The sequence below is a fragment of the Paenibacillus sp. genome (assembly GCF_035645195.1).
Lineage (GTDB): Bacteria > Bacillota > Bacilli > Paenibacillales > YIM-B00363 > Paenibacillus_AE.
Window position 1 is genome coordinate 215,589 of record NZ_DASQNA010000022.1, and the last position, 23,514, is coordinate 239,102.

General features: G+C 63.2%; 15 protein-coding genes. 9 read left to right on the plus strand and 6 right to left on the minus strand.

Annotated elements, in window-relative coordinates:
• Positions 1 to 14 precede the first annotated feature (14 nt).
• Together VE009_RS12420 and VE009_RS12425 are read left to right on the plus strand one after the other, a co-directional pair.
• Positions 15 to 884, plus strand: a complete 870-nt coding sequence (locus VE009_RS12420; RefSeq protein ID WP_325007989.1) for a glycoside hydrolase family 43 protein — start codon at positions 15 to 17, stop codon at positions 882 to 884.
• Positions 885 to 1,098: 214 nt separating this feature from the next.
• Entirely contained in the window at positions 1,099 to 2,835 is a 1,737-nt protein-coding gene (locus tag VE009_RS12425; RefSeq protein WP_325007991.1) for an ABC transporter ATP-binding protein, read from the plus strand.
• A gap of 80 nt (positions 2,836 to 2,915) precedes the next feature.
• Here the strand turns inward: VE009_RS12425 and VE009_RS12430 are convergent, their stop codons facing one another.
• Together VE009_RS12430 and VE009_RS12435 are read right to left on the minus strand one after the other, a co-directional pair.
• Positions 2,916 to 3,761, minus strand: coding sequence for an alpha/beta hydrolase family protein (locus tag VE009_RS12430; RefSeq protein WP_325007993.1), 846 nt, complete (start codon positions 3,759 to 3,761; stop codon positions 2,916 to 2,918).
• A gap of 90 nt (positions 3,762 to 3,851) precedes the next feature.
• Positions 3,852 to 4,091, minus strand: a complete 240-nt coding sequence (locus VE009_RS12435) for a cold-inducible protein YdjO-related protein (protein WP_325007995.1) — start codon at positions 4,089 to 4,091, stop codon at positions 3,852 to 3,854.
• A 196-nt stretch (positions 4,092 to 4,287) separates the two neighbouring features.
• Between VE009_RS12435 and VE009_RS12440 the strand changes: the two genes are divergently transcribed.
• From VE009_RS12440 to VE009_RS12450, 3 genes are all read left to right on the plus strand, one after another.
• Complete coding sequence (locus VE009_RS12440; RefSeq protein ID WP_325007997.1) at positions 4,288 to 4,854, plus strand: glycerol-3-phosphate responsive antiterminator; 567 nt, start codon at positions 4,288 to 4,290, stop codon at positions 4,852 to 4,854.
• 17 nt (positions 4,855 to 4,871) lie between these two features.
• The gene (gene glpK / locus VE009_RS12445) at positions 4,872 to 6,362 is read left to right on the plus strand and encodes a glycerol kinase GlpK (protein WP_325007999.1); all 1,491 of its coding nucleotides are present in this window, start codon (positions 4,872 to 4,874) and stop codon (positions 6,360 to 6,362) included.
• A gap of 168 nt (positions 6,363 to 6,530) precedes the next feature.
• The gene (locus tag VE009_RS12450; RefSeq protein ID WP_325008001.1) at positions 6,531 to 8,177 is read left to right on the plus strand and encodes a glycerol-3-phosphate dehydrogenase/oxidase; all 1,647 of its coding nucleotides are present in this window, start codon (positions 6,531 to 6,533) and stop codon (positions 8,175 to 8,177) included.
• A gap of 49 nt (positions 8,178 to 8,226) precedes the next feature.
• Here VE009_RS12450 and VE009_RS12455 read toward each other — a convergent pair whose 3' ends face one another.
• Positions 8,227 to 9,462: a hypothetical protein gene (locus VE009_RS12455; RefSeq protein WP_325008003.1), complete on the minus strand. Its 1,236-nt coding sequence runs from the start codon at positions 9,460 to 9,462 to the stop codon at positions 8,227 to 8,229.
• Between the two features lie 117 nt (positions 9,463 to 9,579).
• On the opposite strand from VE009_RS12455, the gene VE009_RS12460 reads away from it, so the two are divergent.
• The 3 genes from VE009_RS12460 (at position 9,580) to VE009_RS12470 (ending at position 14,077) form a co-directional block, all read left to right on the plus strand.
• A complete protein-coding gene (locus tag VE009_RS12460) occupies positions 9,580 to 10,080 on the plus strand; it encodes an N-acetyltransferase (RefSeq protein WP_325008005.1) in 501 nt (166 codons plus the stop codon).
• 669 nt (positions 10,081 to 10,749) lie between these two features.
• Positions 10,750 to 12,525, plus strand: a complete 1,776-nt coding sequence (locus VE009_RS12465) for a sensor histidine kinase (protein WP_325008007.1) — start codon at positions 10,750 to 10,752, stop codon at positions 12,523 to 12,525.
• Positions 12,518 to 14,077, plus strand: coding sequence for a response regulator transcription factor (locus VE009_RS12470; RefSeq protein WP_325008009.1), 1,560 nt, complete (start codon positions 12,518 to 12,520; stop codon positions 14,075 to 14,077). Before VE009_RS12465 ends, VE009_RS12470 begins: the two co-directional genes overlap by 8 nt.
• A gap of 14 nt (positions 14,078 to 14,091) precedes the next feature.
• Here the strand turns inward: VE009_RS12470 and VE009_RS12475 are convergent, their stop codons facing one another.
• Positions 14,092 to 14,784 (minus strand): response regulator transcription factor, encoded by a 693-nt coding sequence (locus VE009_RS12475; protein WP_325008011.1) that lies wholly within the window; start codon positions 14,782 to 14,784, stop codon positions 14,092 to 14,094.
• Between the two features lie 24 nt (positions 14,785 to 14,808).
• Positions 14,809 to 15,969 carry a sensor histidine kinase gene (locus VE009_RS12480; protein ID WP_325008013.1) on the minus strand — a complete coding sequence of 387 codons (1,161 nt, stop codon included), beginning with the start codon at positions 15,967 to 15,969 and terminating at the stop codon, positions 14,809 to 14,811.
• A 208-nt stretch (positions 15,970 to 16,177) separates the two neighbouring features.
• Here VE009_RS12480 and VE009_RS12485 point away from each other — a divergent pair, with 208 nt between their 5' ends.
• Positions 16,178 to 23,341, plus strand: coding sequence for a fibronectin type III domain-containing protein (locus tag VE009_RS12485; protein WP_325008015.1), 7,164 nt, complete (start codon positions 16,178 to 16,180; stop codon positions 23,339 to 23,341).
• Positions 23,342 to 23,415: 74 nt separating this feature from the next.
• Here VE009_RS12485 and VE009_RS12490 read toward each other — a convergent pair whose 3' ends face one another.
• A complete protein-coding gene (locus tag VE009_RS12490) occupies positions 23,416 to 23,511 on the minus strand; it encodes an IS3 family transposase (protein WP_414694752.1) in 96 nt (31 codons plus the stop codon).
• Positions 23,512 to 23,514 lie beyond the last annotated feature (3 nt).

A 23,514-nucleotide genomic window follows, 5' to 3' on the forward strand; every position in this document is an offset into this window, starting at 1 on the left:
AAGGGGTTTAGCCGATGCTTCGCAAAGAAGACATTCAACTGAGGGATCCGTTCGTCCTCCCGGTCGAGGAAACCGGGGAGTACTATTTGTACGGGTCGACGGACAAAAATATTTGGAGAGGGCCCGCCACCGGCTTCGACACGTACCGGAGCAAAGACTTGGCGACGTGGGAAGGCCCGTTCCCGGCGTTCCGCCCCGGCCCCGATTTTTGGTCGGATACGCAGTATTGGGCGTCCGAGGTGCACCGGTACCAGGGCCGCTACTATATGTTCGCTACGTTCAAGGCGGAAGGCGTCTGCCGCGGCACGCAAATTCTCGTGTCCGACGGTCCCGCGGGACCGTTCGTCCCGCACAGCGACGGCCCGGTCACGCCGCGCGACTGGGAGTGCCTCGACGGGACGCTGTACGTCGACCGGGCCGGCCGGCCGTGGATGGTGTTCTGCCACGAGTGGGTGCAGGTGAAGGACGGCACGATCTGCGCGGTTCCGCTGACGGCTAATTTGGAACGCGCGGACGGGGAGCCCGTCACGCTGTTCGCGGCGAGCGAGGCGCCTTGGGTCGAACCGATTCGGGAGGGCGACGTGTACGTGACGGACGGCCCGTTCCTGCATACGTGCGCGGACGGCACCTTGCTCATGCTGTGGTCGAGCTTTAAGGGCGGCAAGTACGCGCAGGGGATCGCCCGCTCGACGACGGGCGGCGTGACGGGGCCGTGGGTGCAGGAGAGCGAGCCGCTGTACGAGAGCGACGGCGGGCACGGCATGATTTTTCGCGCGTTCGACGGACGGCTGTTCTTGGCGCTGCATACGCCGAACAAGACGCCCGACGAGCGGCCGGTGTTCATCGAGCTCCGCGAGGAGAACGGCCGGTTGAAGGCGGTATAGTTGGTGAAGCGACGGCAGCTTTCTGCTCCGTCGCTTTTTTCGTATGCGAATTAGCGGATGCCCTGTCCGTTATTTTGCCGTTGTACGTTGTTTCGCCGAAAATAACGGACAATGCATTCCGCTATTTGTCCGCACCGGCTTCGATCTTGACGTCCCAAATCGATAGGGATAAAGTGGGAACGTGTGCACCATGCCATGCTTGGAGGTCAGTCCGATGCTGAAACGGTTTTTCTCGTATTACCGACCCTATAAAACGTTGTTCCTCGTGGATTTCTGCTGCGCCGTCGTCGCGGCCGTGCTCGAGCTCGGCTTCCCGATCGCCGTCAATCAAGTCGTCGACCGGCTGCTGCCGAGCGGCAATTGGACGGTGATCGTCTGGGCGTGCCTCGGCCTGCTGGCGCTCTATCTTCTTACGATGTTCCTGAATTTTATCGTCATCTATTGGGGGCATAAGCTCGGGATCAACATCGAGACGGACATGCGGCGCGCGCTGTATGCGCATATGCAGAAGCTGTCGTTCCGCTTTTTCGACAACAACAAAACCGGCCATATGATTTCGCGCCTCACGACCGATTTGTTCGAAATCGGGGAGGTCGCCCACCACGGGCCGGAAGATTTGTTCATCGCGATCATGACGCTGATGGGCGCCTTCACGTTGATGGCGTTCCTCAACTGGAAGCTGGCGCTGCTGACGTTCGCGATCATTCCGCTCATCATGTGGCTCGTCATCGTCTGCAATCAGCGGATGACGAAGGCGGTCGACCGGATGTACCGAGACGTCGCCGATTTCAACGCGCGCGTCGAGGACAGCATCGGCGGCATTCGCGTCGTGCAGGCGTTCGCCAACGAGAAGCACGAGCGGAAGCTGTTCGAGGCGAACAATTTGCGCTTTCGCGACGCGAAAATTTTGCAATATAAAATCATGGGCTTCAACTTGTCGATCAGCTATATGCTCATGCGGCTCGTGCAGGTGTTCGTGCTGATCAGCGGGGCGTATTTCGTCATTCGCGGCGAGCTGACCGCCGGGGAGTTCATCGGCTTCCTGCTGCTGACAAACGTCTTCTTCCGGCCGATCGAGAAAATCAACGCGATCATCGAAAGCTATCCGAAAGGGATCGCCGGCTTCAAACGGTTCGTCGAAATCATGGATACGGCACCGGACGTGGCCGACGCTCCGGACGCTGCCCCGGTGAGCGGGCTGCGCGGCGACATTCGCTACGAAGGCGTGTCGTTCGGCTATGAAGGGCAGCGGCGGGTGCTCGACGGCATCGACCTCGCCATCCGCGCCGGGGAAACGATCGCCTTCGTCGGGCCGTCGGGGGCGGGGAAGACGACGCTGTGCAGCCTGCTCCCGCGCTTCTACGACGCGGATGAAGGGCGCATTACGATCGACGGCATCGACATTAAGAAAATGACGCTCGAATCGCTCCGGAAGCACATCGGCGTCGTACAGCAGGACGTGTTCCTGTTCTCCGGCACGCTGCGGGAAAACATCTCGTACGGCAAGCTCGACGCGACGGAGGAAGAGCTGTGGGAGGCGGCGCGGCGGGCGCGGCTCGAGGAGTTCATCCGCGCGCAGCCGGACGGGCTCGAGACGGTCGTCGGCGAGCGCGGCGTGAAGCTGTCGGGCGGGCAGAAGCAGCGCCTTGCGATCGCGAGGATGTTCTTGAAAAATCCGCCGATCCTGATTCTCGACGAGGCGACGTCCGCGCTCGACACCGAGACGGAGGCGGCGATCCAGCAGTCGCTCGCGGAGCTGTCCGAGGGGCGGACGACGCTCGTCATCGCGCATCGCCTCGCTACGATCAAGCATGCGGACCGGATCGTCGTCGTCACCGAGGACGGCATCGCGGAGCAGGGCCGGCACGAGGAGCTGCTCGCGATCGGGGGCGTGTACCGGCGGCTGCACGAGGCGCAGTTCGGTCCGGCGGCGGAAGAGGCCGTCCGCTAAGCGCTTAGGGCCGTGGGCATGTGGTTCGATCGTCCCTCGAGGGACGCTGGGCGCGGCCGAGTGGCTCCGCCGCGTCCGGCTTAACCGCGTTCGCGGCGGAGCCACTCGGCCATCCGGTCGATCGCGGCTTCGTGCGCGAGATACGGGAGATGGTGGCCGTACCCTTGATAGAGGTGGAGCTCGGCCGGGACGCCCAGCTCCTTCAGCCGCGCGTATAGGTCGAGGCCGTGGCCGACGTCGACCTGCGCGTCCGCGGTGCCGTGCACGACGAGCGTCGGGCAGCGCCATCGGCCGGCCAGGTGCAGCGGCGAGCGGGCGCGGTACGCGTCCGGCAGCTTCGCCGGCGCGTTGCCGATCATGCGCCGCAGCGTGCGGCGCAGGTCGACGCGCTCCTCGTACGTGCGCGCGAGATCGGCGACGCCGCCCCATTGGACGAGGCGGTGCACGAGCGGGTCCTCGGCGGCGGCGATCGCCGCGTTGACGGCGCCGCGCGAGAAGCCGAACAGCGACACCCGCGCGGGATCGACGAACGGCAGCGCTCGGACGAGCTCGATGATCGCTCGCACGTCCTCGCGGTCCGCGCCGCCGAACTCGTCGCGCCCTTCGCCGCCCTCGTCGCCGCGGTAGCAGGGCGCGATGACGACGAAGCCGCGGCTCGCGAACGAGTCGATCCAATGCGGGCGGACGCGGCCGACGCTGCGGACGCCGCCGCGGCAATAGACGATCGCGGGGAAGGAGCTTCGAGCGGCTGCGGCCGTTCGCGCGCCGGAGGCGACGAGCTCGACGGGCAGCTCGTCTTCGGGTAAGCCCGAGGCGGCTGAGGCGGCGCGGCGAACGGCGGCGTCCGCGCTTGGGCAGCCCGGGGGTACGCCGAGGTAGCCTTTCACTTTGTACGAATCCGAAACGTATGTAAATTTGACGATCATGCGGCACCTGCGCTTCGTTATGTCGTTTCGCGAGGAAGCCCCCGAGGGACCGGTTCGCCGGTTTCCGGGGGCTTCGCGCTGCGGGGACGTCTATTGCAGCCAAGCGTCTTCCGGCGCTTTCTTCTTCGGCGCCTTCACCTTCTTGACCAGCTTCGGCAAATGCTTCATGCCGCGGAGCATCGGCCCTTTGCACAAGGGGCAATCGGGCCCGGCTCCGGGCGCGGCGGAGGCGGCGAGTTCGTCGCGCACCCACGCTTTGCATTCCTGGTTCCGGCACCGCCAGATCGGTACGGGCGCCAGTTCCGGTTTCGACGTTTCGATCTGTTCCACAGGTCGCACCCCCCGCTTTACCATTCCCGCGGGTTTTCCGAATCATGCAGCGCCGTTGACACGGTGCTTCTTTTGATTCTATAATGGGAACCAAGTTCATACAAGGTGAGTAGAACCGGAGAATCACATCCATTTGCACAGGGCGAGAACTGGCAATTCGATGTGATTTTTTGCGTTAAGAGGAGCGATGTAACGGATGGCGTTCCATGGTCAAACCATACTTCCGGCCGTGCGCCGGATGAAGGATCTCGAGCGGCTGCTGCCGCTGCCGTACGAATATCTTGTGCTGCTCGATACGCATATCGGCCAAGTCAAGCCGGTCGTCGATTTGATGCGGGCGAACGGGAAGAAGGCACTCTTGCACGTCGATTTGATCGAGGGCCTCAAGAACGACGAGTACGCGGCGGAGTTTTTGTGCCAGTTCGTGAAGCCGGCCGGGCTCATTTCGACGAGGGCGAGCGTCGTCGAACGGACGAAGAAGAACGGCCTGCTCGCCATTCAACGGTTGTTTTTGCTGGATACGAATGCGCTTACAAAAGGCTACAAGCTCCTCGAGCGGACGGCTCCCGATTTTATTGAAGTGCTGCCCGGCGTGCTGCCGCATATGATCGCGGAAGTGCGGGAGACGACCGGGATTCCGATTTTCGCGGGGGGTCTCATCCGGTCGGCGGCGGACGTCGAGCGGGCGATCGAGGCGGGCGCGGAGGCCGTGACGACGTCGAACGCGGCGCTGTGGCGGGAGTTTGCCGGACGAAAGACGTAGAGGAGGAGTGATTTTTTATGGAAACGTATGTATTGTCGATCGATCAGGGCACGACGAGCACGCGGGCGATCGTGTTCGACCGCTCCGGGGGCGTCGTCGCGACGGCACAGCAAGAAATTCGCCAATATTATCCCCAGCCGGGGTGGGTCGAACACGACGCCGAGGAAATATGGATTTCCGCGCTCGCGGTCGCGGCGTCGGCGCTGTCCAAGGCCGGCATCGAGGCGAAGCAAATCGAGGCGATCGGCATCACGACTCAGCGCGAAACGGCCGTCGTCTGGGACCGTGCCACCGGCCGTCCGATTCACCGCGCGGTCGTCTGGCAGTCGCGGCAGACGGCGGAGCTGTGCGACGCGCTGCGGGAAGCCGGCCACAATGAGATGGTGCGCGAGCGCACGGGGCTGTTAATCGATCCGTATTTTTCGGGCACGAAGGTGCGGTGGCTGCTCGACCATGTGGACGGCGCGCAGGAGCGGGCCGAGCGCGGGGAGCTGCTGTTCGGCACGATCGATACGTGGCTCGTTTGGAAATTTACGGGCGGCGCGGCGCACGTCACCGATTATTCGAACGCGTCCCGTACGCTTTTGTACAACATCCGCGAGCTGCGTTGGGACGACGAGCTGCTCGCGATGCTTCGGGTACCTAGCGCCATGCTGCCGGAAGTGCGCTCCTCTTCGGAAGTGTATGGCCATACGGTAGAGCATCATTTTTTCGGCGCGCGGGTACCGATCGCCGGCATCGCGGGCGACCAGCAGGCGGCCCTGTTCGGGCAAGCTTGCTTCGAGAAGGGTATGGCGAAAAACACGTACGGCACCGGCTGCTTTATGCTGATGAATACCGGGGAGGAGGCGGTGCCGTCGGCGCACGGCTTGCTGACGACGATCGCGTGGGGGTACGGCGGCAAAGTGGAGTACGCGCTCGAGGGCAGCGTATTCGTCGCCGGCTCGGCGATGCAGTGGCTGCGGGACGGCCTGCGCATGATTAAGGCGAGCGCGGACAGCGAGACGTACGCCGGCCGAGTCGAGTCGACGGAAGGCGTGTACGTCGTGCCGGCGTTCGTCGGCCTCGGCACGCCGTATTGGGACAGCGACGTGCGCGGCGCCGTCTTCGGCCTCACCCGCGGCACGACGAAGGAGCATTTCATTCGGGCGGCGCTCGAGTCGCTCGCCTACCAGTCGCGGGACGTGCTGGACGTTATGGAGCAGGATTCCGGGTTGAAACTGCGCACGCTCCGCGTCGACGGCGGCGCGTCGGCGAACGATCTGCTGATGCAGTTCCAAAGCGATCTGCTCGGCGTCGGCGTGGAACGTCCGGTCGTGAACGAGACGACGGCGCTCGGGTCGGCGTATTTGGCGGGACTGGCCGTCGGCTTCTGGAGCAGTCGGGACGAGATCGCAGAAAATTGGAAGCTTGGCGCGAAATACGCACCTTCCGCCGATCCCGCGCGTATGCATGCATTATACGAGGGCTGGCGGAAGGCTGTCCAAGCGGCGATGGCATTTAAATAGACGGCGGGATTCCGCTATGTTACAATCATTTACAAGTTCATAATTACGGTGGGAGACTTGGAGACGCCTGATCGGACCGGTGCGCAGCAATGCGCGGCGGAGTCGGTTATGGGCGTCTTTTTGCTTTTGCGTGGCTGGCTTGAAGACGGAGAGGAGTGTGGGATAAAGATGTATACGAGAGAAGAAGCTTTGCGGCAGCTGGCGGAGACGGAGTACGACGTGTTGGTCGTGGGCGGCGGCATTACAGGGGCGGGCATCGCGCTGGACGCGCAGACGCGGGGCATGAAGACGGCGCTCGTCGAGATGCAGGATTTTGCGGCCGGCACGTCCAGCCGCTCGACGAAGCTGGTGCACGGGGGGCTTCGGTACTTGAAGCAGCTCGAGGTGCGCATGGTGGCGGAGGTCGGCCGAGAGCGGGCGGTCGTGTACGAGAACGGGCCGCACGTGACGACGCCCGAGTGGATGCTGCTGCCGATTTACCGCGGCGGTACGTTCGGGCGGTTCGCGACGTCGCTCGGGCTGTACGTGTATGACCGGCTGGCGGACGTGAAGCGGTCGGAGCGGCGGACGATGCTCGGGAGCGCCGAGGTGCTCGAGAAGGAGCCGCTGTTGAAACGGGACGGTTTGCTCGGCGGGGGGCGGTACGTGGAGTATCGGACGGACGATGCGCGGCTGACGATTGAGGTGATGAAAAAGGCGGCCGACGCCGGCGCGGTCTGCGTCAATTACGCGAAAGCGGAGGAACTGCTTTACGGCGCAGACGGGAAGCTGCGCGGGGCGCGCGTCGTCGATCGGCGCACGGGGGCCTCTTGCGAGGTGCGCGCGCGCGTCGTCGTCAACGCGGCCGGGCCTTGGGTCGACGCGCTGCGGGAGCAGGACCGGTCCAAGCAGGGGAAGACGGTGCGGCTGACGAAGGGCGTTCACCTCGTGTTCGACGGGGCGCGCTTTCCGCTGCGGCAGGCGGTGTACTTCGACACGCCGGACGGGCGCATGGTGTTCGCGATTCCGCGCGACGGGAAGACGTACGTCGGCACGACCGACACCGACTACGCCGGCGACCCGGCTTCTCCGCGCATGTCGCTTGCGGACCGGACGTATTTGCTCGCTGCGGCGAACGCGATGTTCCCGGCGCTGCGGTTGACGGCCTCCGACGTCGAGTCGAGCTGGGCGGGCCTTCGGCCGCTCGTCTACGAGGAAGGGAAGGCGCCGTCCGAGGTGTCGCGCCGGGACGAGATCTTTGTTTCGCCGTCCGGGCTCGTGACGATCGCGGGCGGCAAGCTGACGGGCTATCGGAAGATGGCGGAGACCGTCGTCGACCGGCTCGCGGCGCGGCTCGCGGCATCCGGCGCCGGACCGTTCGGCCCGTGCGTCACCCGAACGCTGCCGATTTCGGGCGGCGACGTCGGCGGCTCGGCGGGCTGGGCGGCGTTCGCGCAGGCGCGGATGGTCGAGGCGCAGGCGGCCGGGCTGCCGCTCGACGCGGCCGCGCGCATCGCCCGCCGGTACGGCTCTAACGCGCCGGAGGTGATGCGGTACGCTTCCAGCGGTCGGTCGCCGGATGTACGCGCGGGGCTGCCGCTCGACGTGTACGGCATGCTGATGTACGCGATCGAGCGGGAAATGGCGCTGACGCCGGCCGATTTCTGGGTGCGGCGTACGGGAGATTTGTACTTCGACATCGCGCGCGTGCGGAAGTGGGGGGACGCCTCGGTCGAGGCGATGGCCCGGAAGCTCGGCTATTCGCCGGAGGAGAAGCGCCGCGCGAAAGCGGAGCTGGATCGCCTCGTGCTGGAGGCGACGGAGCCGGAGACGTGATGATCGAACGCCCCGAGACGGCGAATGCCGCTTCGGGGCGTTGTCTATTTTAATACGTCTTGTCGAGCAGCAGTCCGTTCATGCCGAGCCAAGCCGGATACGCGCCTAGCCGCGGCGCGTAAAGCGGGAGCCCCGCTTGCGCCGCGCGAAGGTTCGGATGGAGCAGCGCCGACGTCGGAGCGGCCGCGATCGCTGCGGCGATCCGGTCGATCGCGCCGGCCAGTCCGCCGGACCCGGTCAGCTTGCGGACCGTTTCCCCGTAGCGGCTCGTCAGCGCGTCGGCCAGCCGCTCTTCGTCGACGGCGAGCGCCCCGTCCGGCAGCCTGCGGATGCCGGCGTCCTCGAGGCCGTCGGCCGGCAGCCGCGCGACGAGCCGCGCCGTCGCCGGGTGCAGCGCGCCGGAGGCGGCGGCGGCGCTGCCGAGCAGCGCGTTGTACGCGCCGGCCAGCTCCTTCGCCGCATTCGCAGCCGCGGACGCGTCCGGGCCGACGGTGAGCCGCACCGGCTCGCCGCCCGCACGCTTCAGCGTCGCCAGCACGCGGCCGTTATCGAGCGGCACCGTGTTGGACGACGACGTGCGCGCCTCGCCGCCGTTCACGCGGTAGCGCGCGTCGACCGCGGCTTCCGTCGCCGCGTCGATGCCGCTGTCCGCCGCCGCGCTGCCCGCGACGTCGCGTACCTCGAACGCGTAGTCCGAGCCGGTGCCCGGCGCGGTCAGCTGCAGCCGCACCGTGCCGCCCGCCGCGTCGCGGATGACCGATGCGCGCGCTTCGGCGCCGGACGCGCGGATCGCGTCGCGCAGCTTGCCGAGCGCGGCGGCGTTCGTATCCGCCGCGTCGATGCGCGCCTCGGCGTACGTCGTCCGCCCGGCGGTCGCGATCGCCAGCCGGTGCGCGCCGGCTGCGAAGCCGCCTCGCTGCTCCGCCGGGAGCGCCCGGCCGGCGTTCCGCTGCGCCGCCGCGACGCGCTCGACGACGATGTCGTACGCGTCCGGCTTCGCCCGCTCCGTCGCCGCCGCCGTCGCCGCGTCGGGGTTCGACGACGCGGCCGTCATTCGCTCGAACACGCCGCTCCTCGCCCGCAGCGCCGCGGCGCGCGCCGCGTCCGCGCGGGCGGCGACGTCGCCGAGCCGTTCGGCGGCGGAGGCGGCGAAGCCGAGCAGCGCGTTCGCGTCCGGCATTCGGTACGACGCGGCGTGCGGGCGGGCCGCCGCCGCGGAGGCGGACGCTTGGTACCACTGCTCCGTATATCGATATTGCTGGATCGCCGATTCGGGGATTCGCACCAGAACCGCCTCGTTTCTCCATGAAATCGAAGAGAATTCTGCTTCCAGTATACACCTAGCCAGTTGCTGTATGGTATATTATTCCGGTCGAAATTACGGTGGAACGGGGGACGGGGCATGAACACGGAAGTAACCGTGCGATGGTCGAGGGAGGAAGACATCCCGGCGCTCGCGGCGCTGAACAACCGGGTTTGGAACGAAACCAATTCGCCGCATGTCGCCGAAGTGACCGAAGCGGAGTACCGGGAGCGTCATGCGGTCGGCAGCGGGCTGGTGGCCGTCGCGAACGGCGCGGTGTGCGGCTTGATCGTATGGCGCACCCCGTCCCGCATGGAGAGCAACGCCCATGTCGCCGAGCTCGCGATCGCGGTCGATCCCGATTTCCAAGGGCTCGGCATCGGCCGCAAGCTGGTGGAGGCGGCTTGCGTCGAGGCGAAGGCGCAAGGGAAGCGGAAGCTGAGCCTGCGCGTCATGTCGACGAACGAGAAGGCGATCGCGTTTTACGAGAAGCTGGGCTTCCGCGCGCAAGGCCGGCTCGTGGACGAATTTTGCATCGGCGGCCGGTACGTGGACGATATTCTAATGTATAAAATGCTGCACGACGACGCGGGCCGGTAAGACGGGAGGATCCCCCGGAAGCCGGACCGCTTTTGCGGCTGATCGCGCTAATCGGGGCGTCGCCTTTTGGGCGCGGGTGGCGCCTTGGCCGGGTGGAACGGGCCTTCGCCGGGCGAATAAGCCCGCACTGGCCGGTGGCGTCGCCGCCTTTTGGCGCTTCAGCCGCCCGCCTGCCGCAACGGTGCGCCCCCCGCTACCGCGCGAGCGCCCCTCCCTCGGGCGAAGATGGGTAGGGAGTACGCATAATAAGGAACCGGTGGTTCCATAACAAGCGTACCTCCTACCCATAAGCCCGCGCTGGCTGGGGGCGTCGCCCCTCCCTCGGGCGAAGATGGGTAGGGAGTACGCATAATAAGGAACCGGTGGTTCCATAACAAGCGTACCTCCTACCCATAAGCCCGTGTCGGTCGTTGGGCGCAGGGGTGGCGCCTTGGCCGGTGCGGCGGCCCTCCGCCAGGCGAATAAGCCCGCGCTGGCGGGTGGTGTCGCCGCCACTAGGGCGCTGCAGCCCCCCGCCTGCCGCGCAGCCGCACGGATGCCCCCGCCTGCTTCGCGGTGCGCGCCCGCCCTCCGCAAACCCGCGCTGGCACGAGGTTGTCATTTACGAAACCGGCACGTACCGCTATACTGGGGTATTGAAACGCGGGTAGAAACGAAGGGGGAAGACCCATGAGTTTCGTCACGAAATTGAAAGCGCTTTATCAAAATTTGCGCATCAAACATAAAGTGATCGTCCTGATTGCCAGCGTCATGCTGCTGGTCTGCTTGAGCGGGACGGCGGTGTTCCAATACGTCTTCGACGTATACGACCGCGAGCTGTACGCGCAGGCTTCGCAATCGCTGAACACGTCATCCTTCGGGGTGGAGACCGAGCTGCGCAAAATGGAGCGGCTGTCGTTCCGCATCGCCACCGACCCGATGATCCAGCAATATTTGCTGGATGTAAGAGACGAAAGCACGAATTACGACCAATTCCTTACGTCCACGGAGCTGCGCAACCGGATGGTGGAGCTCGGCGGCTTCGAGAAATACGTGCTGTCGATTCAGCTGCACGACATCGAAGATTTCGAATACCGCACGGGCAACCAAGCGATCACGACTCCGGAGGCGCGCATGCGGATGATCGCGAAGGAGGCCGCGGAGGCGTCCGGCGGCAACCGGTGGATTTATCCGGACGAGAACGACCGAGCGCTGTCGGCGGCGCGGGAAGTTCGCTCGTACCGCAATCTCGAGCTCGACCGGATCGGCTTGCTGGCGGTTCGCATCGACCTGTCGGCCATCGCGCTCGATTACACGCGGGGCATTAACGCCGACGGCGCGCACTTCGTCGTGATGAGCGATGGACAAGCGATTCTTCCGACGGAGACGGAGCTGCCGTTCCCTGCGGAGGAGCTCAACCGCCATCTGACGCAGCGGAGCGGGTACGACATCCTTGCGCTCGGGGGCGATCGGTACTTTCTGACGTACGCGAAGTCAAGTTACATCCCATGGACGTATATCGTGCTAATGCCGTACGAGGAGTTGTTCCGGGCGATTTTGACGGTGAAAAACATCGTTCTCGCCGTATTCGCCTCGCTCTTCCTGGCGGCGGTCGTGTTTTCCGTCCGGTTCGCGAAAGGCATCACGGGTCCGATCGAAAGCCTCAACGCGAAAATGAAAAACGTGCAGAAAGGCAACTTCACGTATGAAGAAGAGCCCGGGGAGCGGCATTTCCCGATGGACGAGACCGGGCAAATGCACCGCAATTTTCGTATCATGCTAGACCGCATCAACGAGTTGATCAATGAAAATTTCAAAAAGCAGCTGGCGATCAAGGAGTCCGAATTCAAGGCGCTGCAGTCGCAGATCAATCCGCACTTTCTGTACAACACGCTCGAATCGATCAATTGGAGCGCGAAAATCAGCGGGCAGCGCGATATTTCCACGATGGTCGAATCGCTCGGGTATTTGCTGCGCAGCGCGATCAGCCACAAAAACCCGCTCATTCCGCTGAAGGAAGAGCTCGAGATGCTGCGGCACTACGTCGCCATCCAGCGCGTGCGGTACGAGGAGAGGCTCGATTTCGAAGCCGACGTGCCGCCGGAGCTCGAGGGGTGCATCGTGCCGAAAATGACGCTGCAGCCGATCGTCGAGAACGCGATCCATTACGGCGTCGAGCGCATGATCGACCCTTGCCGCATCCGCGTCCGCGCGGACGTCGCGGAGGGCCGAATCCGGCTCGTCGTCGAGGACGAAGGTCCGGGCATGACGAAGCAGGCGCTGGAGCAGTGGCGGGCGGGCGAGCTGCCGACGCGCGGCTCGGGCATCGGACTTCGCAATATCGACGAGCGGATTCGGCTCATGTTCGGCGAGGAGTACGGTCTTACGCTGGAGAGCGAGTACGGGGCGGGCACGCGGGTGACCGTGACGCTGCCGCTTGATCGGGAGGAGGAGCAACATGTATAAAGTGCTTTTGGTCGACGACGAGCGGATGATCATCGAGGGCATCTCCCGCGTCATGAAATGGGACGAATACGGCACCGAGCTCGCGGGCACGGCGCGCAACGGCGTGGAAGCGCTCGATTTTATATTAGAGCATCAGCCGGACATCGTCATTACGGATATTCGCATGCCGGGCCTCGACGGGTTAGAGCTGATCGCGCGCGTGCGGGAGCAGGAAATCGATGTGCCGTTCATCGTGCTGTCGGGCTTCGGGGAGTTCGAATACGCCCGCAGCGCCATGCAGTACGGCGTCAAACATTATTTGCTCAAGCCGAGCAGCGAGGAGGCGATCGGCCGGTCGCTCGGCGAGGTCGTCGCGGAGCTCGACATGCGCCGGAACAAGGAGCAGTTCGTCTCCCGCATGGAAGCCGAGTATAAGAAAGTGATGCCGCACGCGAAGGAGCAGCTGCTTAAGGAATTCGTCATGAACAAAACGTACGGACGGAGCGACTGGGAGCGGTACCGCAGCTTGTTCGGCATCCCGATCGAGGAGCGGGTGCGTCTCGCTCTGTTCCAACCGGAGGAAGCGTGCGAGTTCGAGCATTTGTTCGCGCTGAAAAACATTGCGGAAGATATTCTCGGCTCGAACAGGTTGCTGCTCGGCACGACGATCGGCCAGCATGTGCTGCTGCTCGTTCGCGACGAGGGAGAGAGCGGCACGCTCGCAGTCGATCTCGGCGCGATTAAAACCGTCTTCGGCAGCTTCTACAAAATGGACGCGACGGTCGCGCTGAGCGAGCCCGACGAGCTGGCGAACGCCCGCGCGATGTACCGCGAGACGCTCGAGTGCTTAAATCATCGCTTCTATCTCGGCGAGGGCAGCTTGATTACGAAGCGGGACATCGCCGGCGGCGACGAACGAAGCGGCGAGGCGGAGCGCGAAATCGAGATCGACGAAGAGCGGCTCGCAATGCTGATCCGTTCGGGGCGGGTAGAGGACGCCGCGGCGTTCGTCGACGAATTTTTCGGCAGGCTGACGTCGCTTCGCATCGGCGCCGAGGTAGCGAAATCTTATGCGATCACGCTGTTCATGGCGGCCGTCCGGCAGGACGCCGCGCGGCTCGACGAGCATATGGAGGAGCTGACGAAGCTGGGCGGCGCGATGACGCTGCAGTCGCTCCGCGAGACGGTCGAGTCGACGGTGCGGGCTATCGCTCTTCGCCATTACGAAAGCAACAAGAAAAAGCATTCCTCCATCGTGCAGAAGGTGCTCGACATTATCGAGGCGAACCTCGGCAACCCGTCGCTGACGCTGAACAGCGTCGCGGGGGAGATGCTGTACATGAACCCGGACTATTTGGGCAAACTGTTCAAGAAGGAAGTCGGGGAAAAGTTCTCCAACTACGTCATGAAAGCGCGGATGGATAAGGCGATCGAGTCGATTTTGCAAACCGACGACGTCAAAGTGTTCGAGCTCGCCGAGCGGCTCGGCTTCGGCGACAATCCGCAATATTTCAGCAAAGTATTTAAAAAATATACCGGGTATTCTCCCTCGGAATTCAAAAGGGCGCCGTAAATCGGCGCCCTTGTTCATGTTCCGAATCGCTCTTTGATCAGCCGCGCAGCGTCGGATCGGCCCGACGCGCCTAAAGTTTTCAAGATGAGGCTGATATAGTTTTTTACCGTGCCGATCGACAAATGGAGAGCGTCGGCGATCTCGGCGTTGCTTCGGTCCTGCAGCAGCAAATAAATAATTTGCCGCTCTCGCGCGGAGAACTGGGCGCCGAGCTTCTCCCAGGGCTGCCGATCGGCAAGGCGTGCGATGTCGTCTTCCGTCATCTCCGTTGGCTGCGTTTCTAGCCGGGCGAAGCCTTCGGACAGCTTCCCCGCGATCGAGTTCGGCATCACCAATTGGCCGGAAACCACGGATTGAATCGCTCTGACGATGTCGGCCGTCTCCCAATCCTTCAGGATAAACCCGCTGGCCCCCGCGATCATCGCCTTGATGATCAGCTCGTCGTCGCGCTGCGACGTCAGAATCAATATATGCATGCTGGGATGGCTGCCCTTAATGAGTCTGGCCGCTTCCAACCCGTTCATATCCGGCATGTGCAGGTCCAGCAGGACGACGTCGGGTTTTGCGGCCGACGCCAGTTCGACGGCTGTCCGCCCGTCCCGCGCCGTGCCGACGACCTCGAACCCCTCTTGGAGTTCAAGGATCGTTTGGAACCCGTCCCGTATAATCGAATGATCGTCCGCTATCATGAGTTTGATTGGTTTCACCTATGCCGACACCTCTGGTGTGAATTATGAAATTTCCGACATCGTTTCCGCGGCAGGCAGCGGAAGAAGAATCCGCAGCCGGCAACCGCCTTGCTCGACCGCTTCCACCTCGAACTGTCCTCCAAGCTTCGTGACGCGCTCCCGCATCGCCGATAAGCCGAAGCCGAGCTTCCATTTTTTCGGCATGGCCCCGTTATCCGTCAGTTCGAAATGAACGCAGCCGTCCTGAATCCGCAAGGCGAATCGGAATTCCGAGCATCGCCCGTGCCGAATGCCGTTGGTCAAGCCCTCCTGCAGCGCCCGATACACGGTGATTTCCTGCTGCGCCGACATCGGAGGAAGATCGTCGGCGATCGCGTGCAGCACGCGGACGCCGGCGACCTGCTCCGTTCGGTCGATCAGCTCGAGCAGGCTTCCCTTAAAGCGGATGAACGACTTTTGCTCGTATAGCGTATGGACGGATTTGCGGACTTGCTGCAAGCTTTCGAGCACTTGCGTTCTCGCCTGCTCCAGCTTCGCCACCGCCTGCTCGGTCCGCTGGTGCAGCGCGAGCTGTTTGCCCGCCTCCATGCCGACGAGCGCCGTCGTCAGCGTATGGCCGATCAGATCGTGAATGTCGCGGGAAATGCGCATTCTTTCTTCCATCAACGTTTTCTCTTCCAGCTGCAAATGAGCGGCTTTCAGCTTGTCGTGCGCCCGATTCAATTCCTCCTTCTGATCGTTCAGCATGCGGGCGGTATAGCAAAACGCGAAGTTCATTCCGTATTCCATCATGCGAGGAAGGACGAAGCTGACTTCCCCGAACGGCGGCATGCCGAAGTGAAAGTAAACCCCTAACGCGAAACCGAGGTAACAAGCGACCGTAAACGGGCCGCTAAACCGGATGGGCGCGCGAAGGGCGGCCTCGGTAATCATGATGAAAAAGTAAATTTGGGGGATGAACGTCCCGTCGATGATCTGCAGCGCGAACACGATGACCCATTGGAGCAGGAACAGGAACCGTCCGGGCCCTCGGAGCAAGCTCATTTCAAGAATGCGGTATCTGACGATTTGCAATAGGGTGAAAGCGCTGGCAAGCGTCGTGACGATGAGACGGTCGGCCGGGTTTTGCAAGTATAGAAAAACGAACGTAATCAGCAGCGAGAGGTACAGGATCGTATGAAAAATAGGATGCTTTAAGTTCATGATTCGCTCCCGGCAGGTTCGATGAAAGTAAAAGAAAGGATTTCCTTTCGATTATACCATACCGGTGCGGAGCCCCATGCCTTTTTTGTGACTTTTTCACTCGAAAATGTGACCTTCTATGACCTATTCCTTAGTGTGAGCTTCCCATAGTATGAGAAAAGGCGGATGAAAGAAGTACGTGAGTCGAACGTCCTTAAGGAGTGGGAACATGAGGAGCTTTAAGTTTGCAAAAGGGTACATTGCCGTTATCATTGCGATCCTTTCGGCTGCGGCATGGGGGGGCTTCGCGGGCCCCGCATCCGCGAGCATAGCGGGGTTTACGTCCTTCAGCGTGGACGGAGAAAATTATCTCCCGTACGGCGTAGCCGTGGATGCTTCAGGAAACGTTTACGTCACGGATTACAACAATCACCGCATTCTGAAGCTGGACCGGGAGGGGAACTATTTGTTCTCTTTCGGCGAACAAGGAACCGGCGACGGTCAATTGAACAGGCCGAACGCGGTGGCGGTGGACGCTCAAGGGAACGTGTACGTGACGGATTCCATGAACGATCGCATCGTGAAGTTCAGTCCGGACGGCGATTTCATCGATTCTTTCGGAAGCGGCGGAACCGGGAACGGGCAATTCGACGCTCCGGCCGGCATTGCCGTTGCCCCTTCCGGGCTGATCTATGTGTCGGATACGTACAACCACAGGGTACAGGTGTGGAGCGCGGACGGAAAGTTTCAGTATGCGTTCGGGTCCGGAGGCGAGGGCTACACGCTTAATACGCCAGTCGGGATTGCAGTGGATAGCGAGGCGAACGTCTACGTGGCCGACAGTCGCCATTATCGGGTGGTGAAAGTAGATGCTCTGGGCAAGTGGATCAAGTCCTACGGCAGGATAGGAACCGACCAGTTTCGAACGCCGTACGGCGTCGCCGTGGATGCTTCCGGCAATATTTTTGTATCGGACGCTTTCCATCATCGCATTCAGAAATTGGACCAAGACGGGAATATTCAGGCGATCTACGGTGCGTACGGCGGCTTCGCGGGAACCGGAGACGGGGAATTCAAGTCTCCTGCCGGGCTTGCGGTCGACGCTTCCGGAACGCTGTACGTCGCGGACAGCGGCAACAGCCGCGCGGCGATCGTCGTACCGATGACGGACACGGCGCCTGTGCCGGTGTATTCGCATCATATCGCGGCACAATTCGAGCTCGACCGCATCGCGGTGGATCCTTCGGGCATCATTTATGCGCTGGACGCTACGAACGATCGGATTCGGAAAATCGACCGGAGCGGCGCCATCGTCGCGACGTTGGGGGTCACGACTACCGGCGTCAGTCTGATCAACGACCCTACGGGAATCGCGGTAGATATGGCCGGGAACATCTATGTATCCGAGTACCAGCGTATTCAGGTATTCTCCAAGACGGGCAGCATGGCAAGACAATACACGTCTTCATCGTTTAAGGGGCTAGCCGATATCGCTGTAGACGGCTCGGGAAATATGTATGTCATTTCTGAAAATGATACAGGAATGCATGTGCTCAAGGTAAGTCCCAACGGGGAACTGCTGCCGTTTTCGCATCCGGATATGACGCCATACTCTCTAACCGTAGACCATAGGGGCAACGTGTATGTCAACAATGACATCGGAAACACGATTAAGCTGAATGATCAAGGGACGCAACTGGCTTCCTACAAAGGCCTTTCGATGGGGTCGGAGTTGCTGGTCGACGTTGTCGTGGACTATGTAGGGAATATATATGTTATCGATCTTATGCATCGGACGCTTCAAAAGATGGACTCGACTGGGAAGCTCCTTTACGTCAACGTGTCATACCCGAATCAACACACAGGCTTGCCCCTTAGCTTGGGCGTGGATGCTTCGGGGCGTGTATATATGGTGGACATGAGAACCAACGAAATCATTAAGATCGGATTCGTTCCGGATGCGCCGACGAACGTGAGCGCCGCGGTTTCGGCGCAGGGCGGCGAGGCGACCGTCAGCTTCACGCCGCCGCCGATTAACGGGGGCGATAAGCTTCACCGTTATACGGTGACGTCGAGTCCGGGAGGGATTACGGCGACGGGGTTCGGCAGTCCGATCCAGGTGACGGGGCTTACGAACGGCACGTCGTACACGTTCACGGTGACGGCGGCGAACGGCGATGGGACTTCGGCGGCGTCTGCGCCTTCGAATCCCGTGACGCCGACGACGGTGCCTGGGGCGCCGACGGGCGTGTCGGCCGTTGCGGGCAACGGGGAGGCGACGGTGAGCTTTACGCCTCCGGCGAGCAACGGAGGCAGCGCGATTACGGGCTACACGGTAACGTCGAGTCCGGGGGGCATTACGGCGACGGGCGCGAGCAGCCCGATCGTCGTAACGGGCCTCGCGAACGGCACGGCGTACACGTTCACAGTGACGGCGACGAACGCGGCGGGGACGTCGGCAGCGTCAAGTGCCTCGACGGCTGTGACGCCGAGGACGGTGCCCGGGGCGCCGACAGGGGTGTCGGCCGTTGCGGGCAACGGGGAGGCGACGATCAGCTTCACGCCGCCTGCGAATAACGGAGGCAGCGCAATCACAGGCTACACGGTAACGTCGAGCCCGGGCGGCATCACGGCGACGGGCACGAGCAGCCCGATTAAGGTGACGGGCCTTGCGAACGGTACAGCCTACACGTTCACGGTAACGGCGACGAACGCGGCGGGGACGTCGGCAGCGTCGAGCGCGTCGACGGCCGCCACGCCGAGGACGGTGCCTGGGGCGCCGACGGGCGTGTCGGCGGTCGCGGGCAACGGGGAGGCGACGGTGAGCTTTACGCCGCCGACCAGCGACGGAGGCAGCGCGATCACGAGCTACACGGTAACGTCGAGTCCGGGCGGCATTACGGCGACGGGCACGAGCAGCCCGATTGTCGTAACGGGCCTGACGATCGGTACTTCGTACACGTTCATGGTAACGGCGACGAACGCGGCGGGGACGTCGGCAGCGTCGGGCGAGACGAATAGCGTCACGCCGATGACGGTGCCGGGTGCGCCGACGGAAGTTACGGCGGTCGCAGGCAACGGAGAGGCGACGATCAGCTTCACGCCGCCGATCAGCGACGGAGGCAGCGCAATCACAGGCTACACGGCAACGTCGAGCCCGGGCGGCATTACGGCGACGGGCACGAGCAGCCCGATCGTCGTAACGGGCCTAGCGAACGGCACGGCGTACACGTTCACGGTGACGGCGACGAACGCGGCGGGCACGTCGGCGGCGTCGGGCGAGACGAATAGCGTCACGCCGATGACAATGCCGGGTGCGCCGACGGAAGTTACGGCGGTCGCAGGCAACGGGGAGGCGACGATCAGCTTTACGCCGCCGACCAGCGACGGAGGCAGCGCAATCACAGGCTACACGGTGACATCGAGTCCGGGCGGCATTACGGCGACGGGCGCAAACAGTCCGATTATCGTAACGGGCCTCGCGAACGGTACAGCCTACACGTTCACGGTAACGGCGACGAACGCGGCGGGCACGTCGGCGGCGTCGGGCGAGACGAATAGCGTTACGCCAATGACGGTGCCGGGTGCGCCGACGGAAGTTACGGCGGTCGCGGGCAACGGGGAGGCGACGATCAGCTTTACGCCGCCGACCAGCGACGGAGGCAGCGCAATCACAGGCTACACGGTGACATCGAGTCCAGGCGGGATTACGGCGACGGGCACGAGCAGTCCGATCGTCGTAACGGGCCTCGCGAACGGTACGTCGTACACGTTCACGGTGACGGCGACGAACGCGGCGGGCACGTCGGCATCGTCGGGCGAGTCGGATAACGTCACGCCGATGACGGTGCCGGGAGCGCCGACGGAAGTTACGGCGGTCGCAGGCAACGGAGAGGCGACGATCAGCTTCACGCCGCCGACCAGCGACGGAGGCAGCGCGATCACGGGCTACACGGTAACATCGAGCCCGGGCGGCATTACGGCGACGGGCACGAGCAGCCCGATCGTCGTAACGGGCCTCGCGAACGGTACGTCATACACGTTCACGGTGACGGCGACGAACGCGGCAGGGACGTCGGCAGCGTCGAGTGCGTCGACGGCCGTGACGCCGAAAACGGTACCTGGAGCGCCGACAGAAGTTGCGGCGGCCGCGGGCAACGGAGAGGCGACGATCAGCTTCACGCCGCCGATCAGCGACGGAGGCAGCGTAATCACGGGCTACACGGTAACGTCGAGCCCGGGCGGCATTACGGCGACGGGCACGAGCAGCCCGATCGTCGTAACGGGCCTCGCGAACGGTACGTCGTACACGTTCACGGTGACGGCGACGAACGCGGCAGGGACGTCGGCAGCGTCGAGTGCGTCGACGGCCGTGACGCCGAGAACGGTACCTGGAGCGCCGACGGGGGTGTCGGCCGTTGCGGGCAACGGAGAGGCGACGATCAGCTTCACGCCGCCGACCAACGACGGAGGCAGCGTAATCACGGGCTACACGGTAACGTCGAGCCCGGGCGGGATTACGGCGACGGGCACGACCAGCCCGATCGTCGTAACGGGCCTCGCGAACGGCACAGCCTACACGTTCACGGTAACGGCGACGAACGCGGCGGGCACGTCGGCGGCGTCGAGCGCGTCGACGGCCGTGACGCCGATGACGGTGCCGGGTGCGCCGACGGAAGTTACGGCAGTCGCAGGCAACGGGGAGGCGACGATCATCTTCACGCCGCCTGCGAATAACGGCGGCAGCGTAATCACAGGCTACACGGTAACGTCGAGCCCGGGCGGCATTACGGCGACAGGCACGAGCAGCCCAATCGTTGTAACGGGCCTCGCGAACGGCACGGCGTACACGTTCACGGTGACGGCGACGAACGCGGCGGGCACGTCGGCAGCGTCGGGCGAGACGGATAGCGTCACGCCGATGACGGTGCCGGGAGCGCCGACGGACGTAACCGCCGTCGCAGGCAACGGGGAGGCGACGGTGAGCTTTACGCCGCCGACCAACGACGGAGGCAGCGTAATCACGGGCTACACGGTAACGTCGAGCCCGGGCGGCATTACGGCGACAGGCACGAGCAGCCCAATCCTTGTAACGGGCCTTGCGAACGGCACGGCGTACACGTTCACGGTGACGGCGACGAACGCGGCGGGGACGTCGGCGGCATCGAGCGCAACAGAGGAAGTGACGCCTGCGAGCGGAAATGCGGCTTTGAGCGGGCTGCAGCTTTCCTCCGGTACGTTGTCTCCAGACTTCGACGCGAACGTTTCGACCTATTCGGTATATGTGCCGTTCGACGTGGCATTCGTTACGGTTACCCCGACGGTAGCCGACGCGGAAGCGACGGTCGCCGTGAACGGGACGCGGACGGATACCGGGACGGCATCGGAACCTGTAGGGTTGACCGCCGGGTTGAACACGATCGAAGTGCAAGTCACCGCCGGGAACGGGAAGCGGTTGAAGTATACGATATCGGTCGTGCGAGTAGTGCCGCCGAAACTCGAGAAGGTAACGTTGAACGAAACCGTGTTTTCGTATGTCACGGGCTACGACCGCTTGGTTGTGACAGGAAACGTACGCACGGTCGAAGCGGGAGGATCGCTGGCGCTGCATTACGATGTGTTGAACGAGCAAGGCCAAACGGTGACGAGCGCCGTATACGAATTGCCTGCAGGCGAAGGCGAGACGGCGTTCGGCCACGGCTTCGATATCGATCCTGGTCTGTTCCCGAGCGGCGATTACGCGCTTCGGTTGACGGCGACGGATCGGTGGAATCCGTCGGTAACGATGTCGCTGCCGTTCAGCGTAAGCAGCGAGCCTCCGTCCATGCGAGCGACGATGGAGAAGGAGGATGGCGGCACATACTTCGACGACGAGTGGACGAATCTGAGCGTGACGGTATCCGTGTACGGAGCGAACGACCCGGCCGCGATGACATTCTCCTTGAACGGGGAGCCGAAGCGGGCGTACGCCAACGGCAGCAAACTCGCGCTGACCGAAGAAGGAGTGCACGCGCTGGAGTTCCAAGCCGCCGACCGCGCGGGCAACGTATCGACGTTGGCGGTCCGCGTCCGGATCGATCGTACGCCGCCGGTCCTGACGCTAATCGGACCTTCGGAGATGGAACTGACCGTCGGCGACCAGTATGAAGAACCAGGGGCCGAGGGGGCGGACGATGTCGGCACTGCAGGTCCTGTAACGGTCGACGGCAAGGTTGATACCGGCGCGAGCGGAACGTATACGCTTCGCTATGTCGTAGTCGATTTGGCGGGCAATTCGGCGGAAGCGACGAGAACCGTGAGGGTTCGTCCGCAGCCCGAACCGGAGCCGCAGCCAGAACCAGAGCCAGAACCAGAGCCAGAACCAGAACCAGAACCAGAACCAGAACCAGAACCAGAGCCGCAGCAAGGAACCGCGACGGCTCCTGCCGCCGACAACGGAGGCAGCAACGCGGCGCAGGTTCAACTTTCGCCGAATCAAGCTTCGGTGGGCGGGCTCGAAGGCATCGTCACCGTAGTCGTCCCGCCGGGCGCCGTAAGGTCTCAGGGCACGGTGACGGTCGCGGTCGTCTCCGCGGAGGAGGCTCCTCCGGCCGCAGGGCTTCAAGCGGTCAGCGAAGTGCTCGAATTTACGAGCACGGCGGGACGGTTGTTCGACGAACCGCTGGAATTGACGTTCCATTACGAGCCGGAACGTCTCGCCGAAGGCGCTCGGCCCGCCGTATATTATTACGACGAGCAGGCGGAACGGTGGGTCTTTATCGGGGGCATCGTGAACGAAGACGGCCGAATCGTCGTCAGCGTGAACCACTTTACCAAGTTCGCCGTGTTCGCGTACGCACCGAAATCCTTCGCGGATCTGGGAGGGCATTGGGCGGAGACGTATACGGAAAGACTCGTCGGCATGGGCGTCATCGACGGCTTCGAAGACGGGACGTTCCGTCCCGAGGCGGAAGTGACGAGGGCGCAGTTCGCCAAAATGATCTCGGAAGCGCTGGGACTCGCGTCCTCCGGAGCGTCTCCAGCGTTCGACGACGACGCCGAAACGCCGGATTGGGCGAAGCGAGGGGTCGCTGCGGCCGCGGCAGCGGGCTTGATTCGAGGGTACGAGAATGACGGCCGGACGACGTTCCGAGGCCACCAAGCGATCACCCGGGCGGAGATGGCGGCGATGCTGGCCAGAGCGTTAAGTTCCGACGCGTCACGACCCGGAGCTGCGACTCGACTCGTGGACGAGGAGCAGCTGCCCGAGTGGGCGAAGACAGCGATCCGGACGGTCGTCGATGCCGGAATTATCAACGGCTACGACGACGGGACGTTCCGCCCGAGCCAAGCGGTGACAAGGGCGGAAACGGCCGCCATGATCTATCGATTGCTCGAAGTCTTGCATATTTAGAGGGCTAAATACAAATAATATGTTTCGGGGCGCTGGTCATAGCCCCGTCAAGTAGACAGTAAGAAAAGAGTATGTTAAGCGGCGATCGTTTCCCTGTATTCGACTGGGGAGCGGTCGCCGAGTTTTTTCTGAAAACGTTCGGTGTTGTAGTACAAGATGTACTCAGCAATTTT

Bases quoted from the DNA above. Each gene is read 5' to 3' on its own strand.
- VE009_RS12420 (WP_325007989.1), top strand. From the start codon at position 15: ATGCTTCGCAAAGAAGACATTCAACTGAGGGATCCGTTCGTCCTCCCG.
- VE009_RS12425 (WP_325007991.1), top strand. From the start codon at position 1,099: ATGCTGAAACGGTTTTTCTCGTATTACCGACCCTATAAAACGTTGTTC.
- VE009_RS12430 (WP_325007993.1), bottom strand. From the start codon at position 3,761: ATGATCGTCAAATTTACATACGTTTCGGATTCGTACAAAGTGAAAGGC.
- VE009_RS12440 (WP_325007997.1), top strand. From the start codon at position 4,288: ATGGCGTTCCATGGTCAAACCATACTTCCGGCCGTGCGCCGGATGAAG.
- glpK (WP_325007999.1), top strand. From the start codon at position 4,872: ATGGAAACGTATGTATTGTCGATCGATCAGGGCACGACGAGCACGCGG.
- VE009_RS12450 (WP_325008001.1), top strand. From the start codon at position 6,531: ATGTATACGAGAGAAGAAGCTTTGCGGCAGCTGGCGGAGACGGAGTAC.
- VE009_RS12460 (WP_325008005.1), top strand. From the start codon at position 9,580: ATGAACACGGAAGTAACCGTGCGATGGTCGAGGGAGGAAGACATCCCG.
- VE009_RS12465 (WP_325008007.1), top strand. From the start codon at position 10,750: ATGAGTTTCGTCACGAAATTGAAAGCGCTTTATCAAAATTTGCGCATC.
- VE009_RS12470 (WP_325008009.1), top strand. From the start codon at position 12,518: ATGTATAAAGTGCTTTTGGTCGACGACGAGCGGATGATCATCGAGGGC.
- VE009_RS12480 (WP_325008013.1), bottom strand. From the start codon at position 15,969: ATGAACTTAAAGCATCCTATTTTTCATACGATCCTGTACCTCTCGCTG.
- VE009_RS12485 (WP_325008015.1), top strand. From the start codon at position 16,178: ATGAGGAGCTTTAAGTTTGCAAAAGGGTACATTGCCGTTATCATTGCG.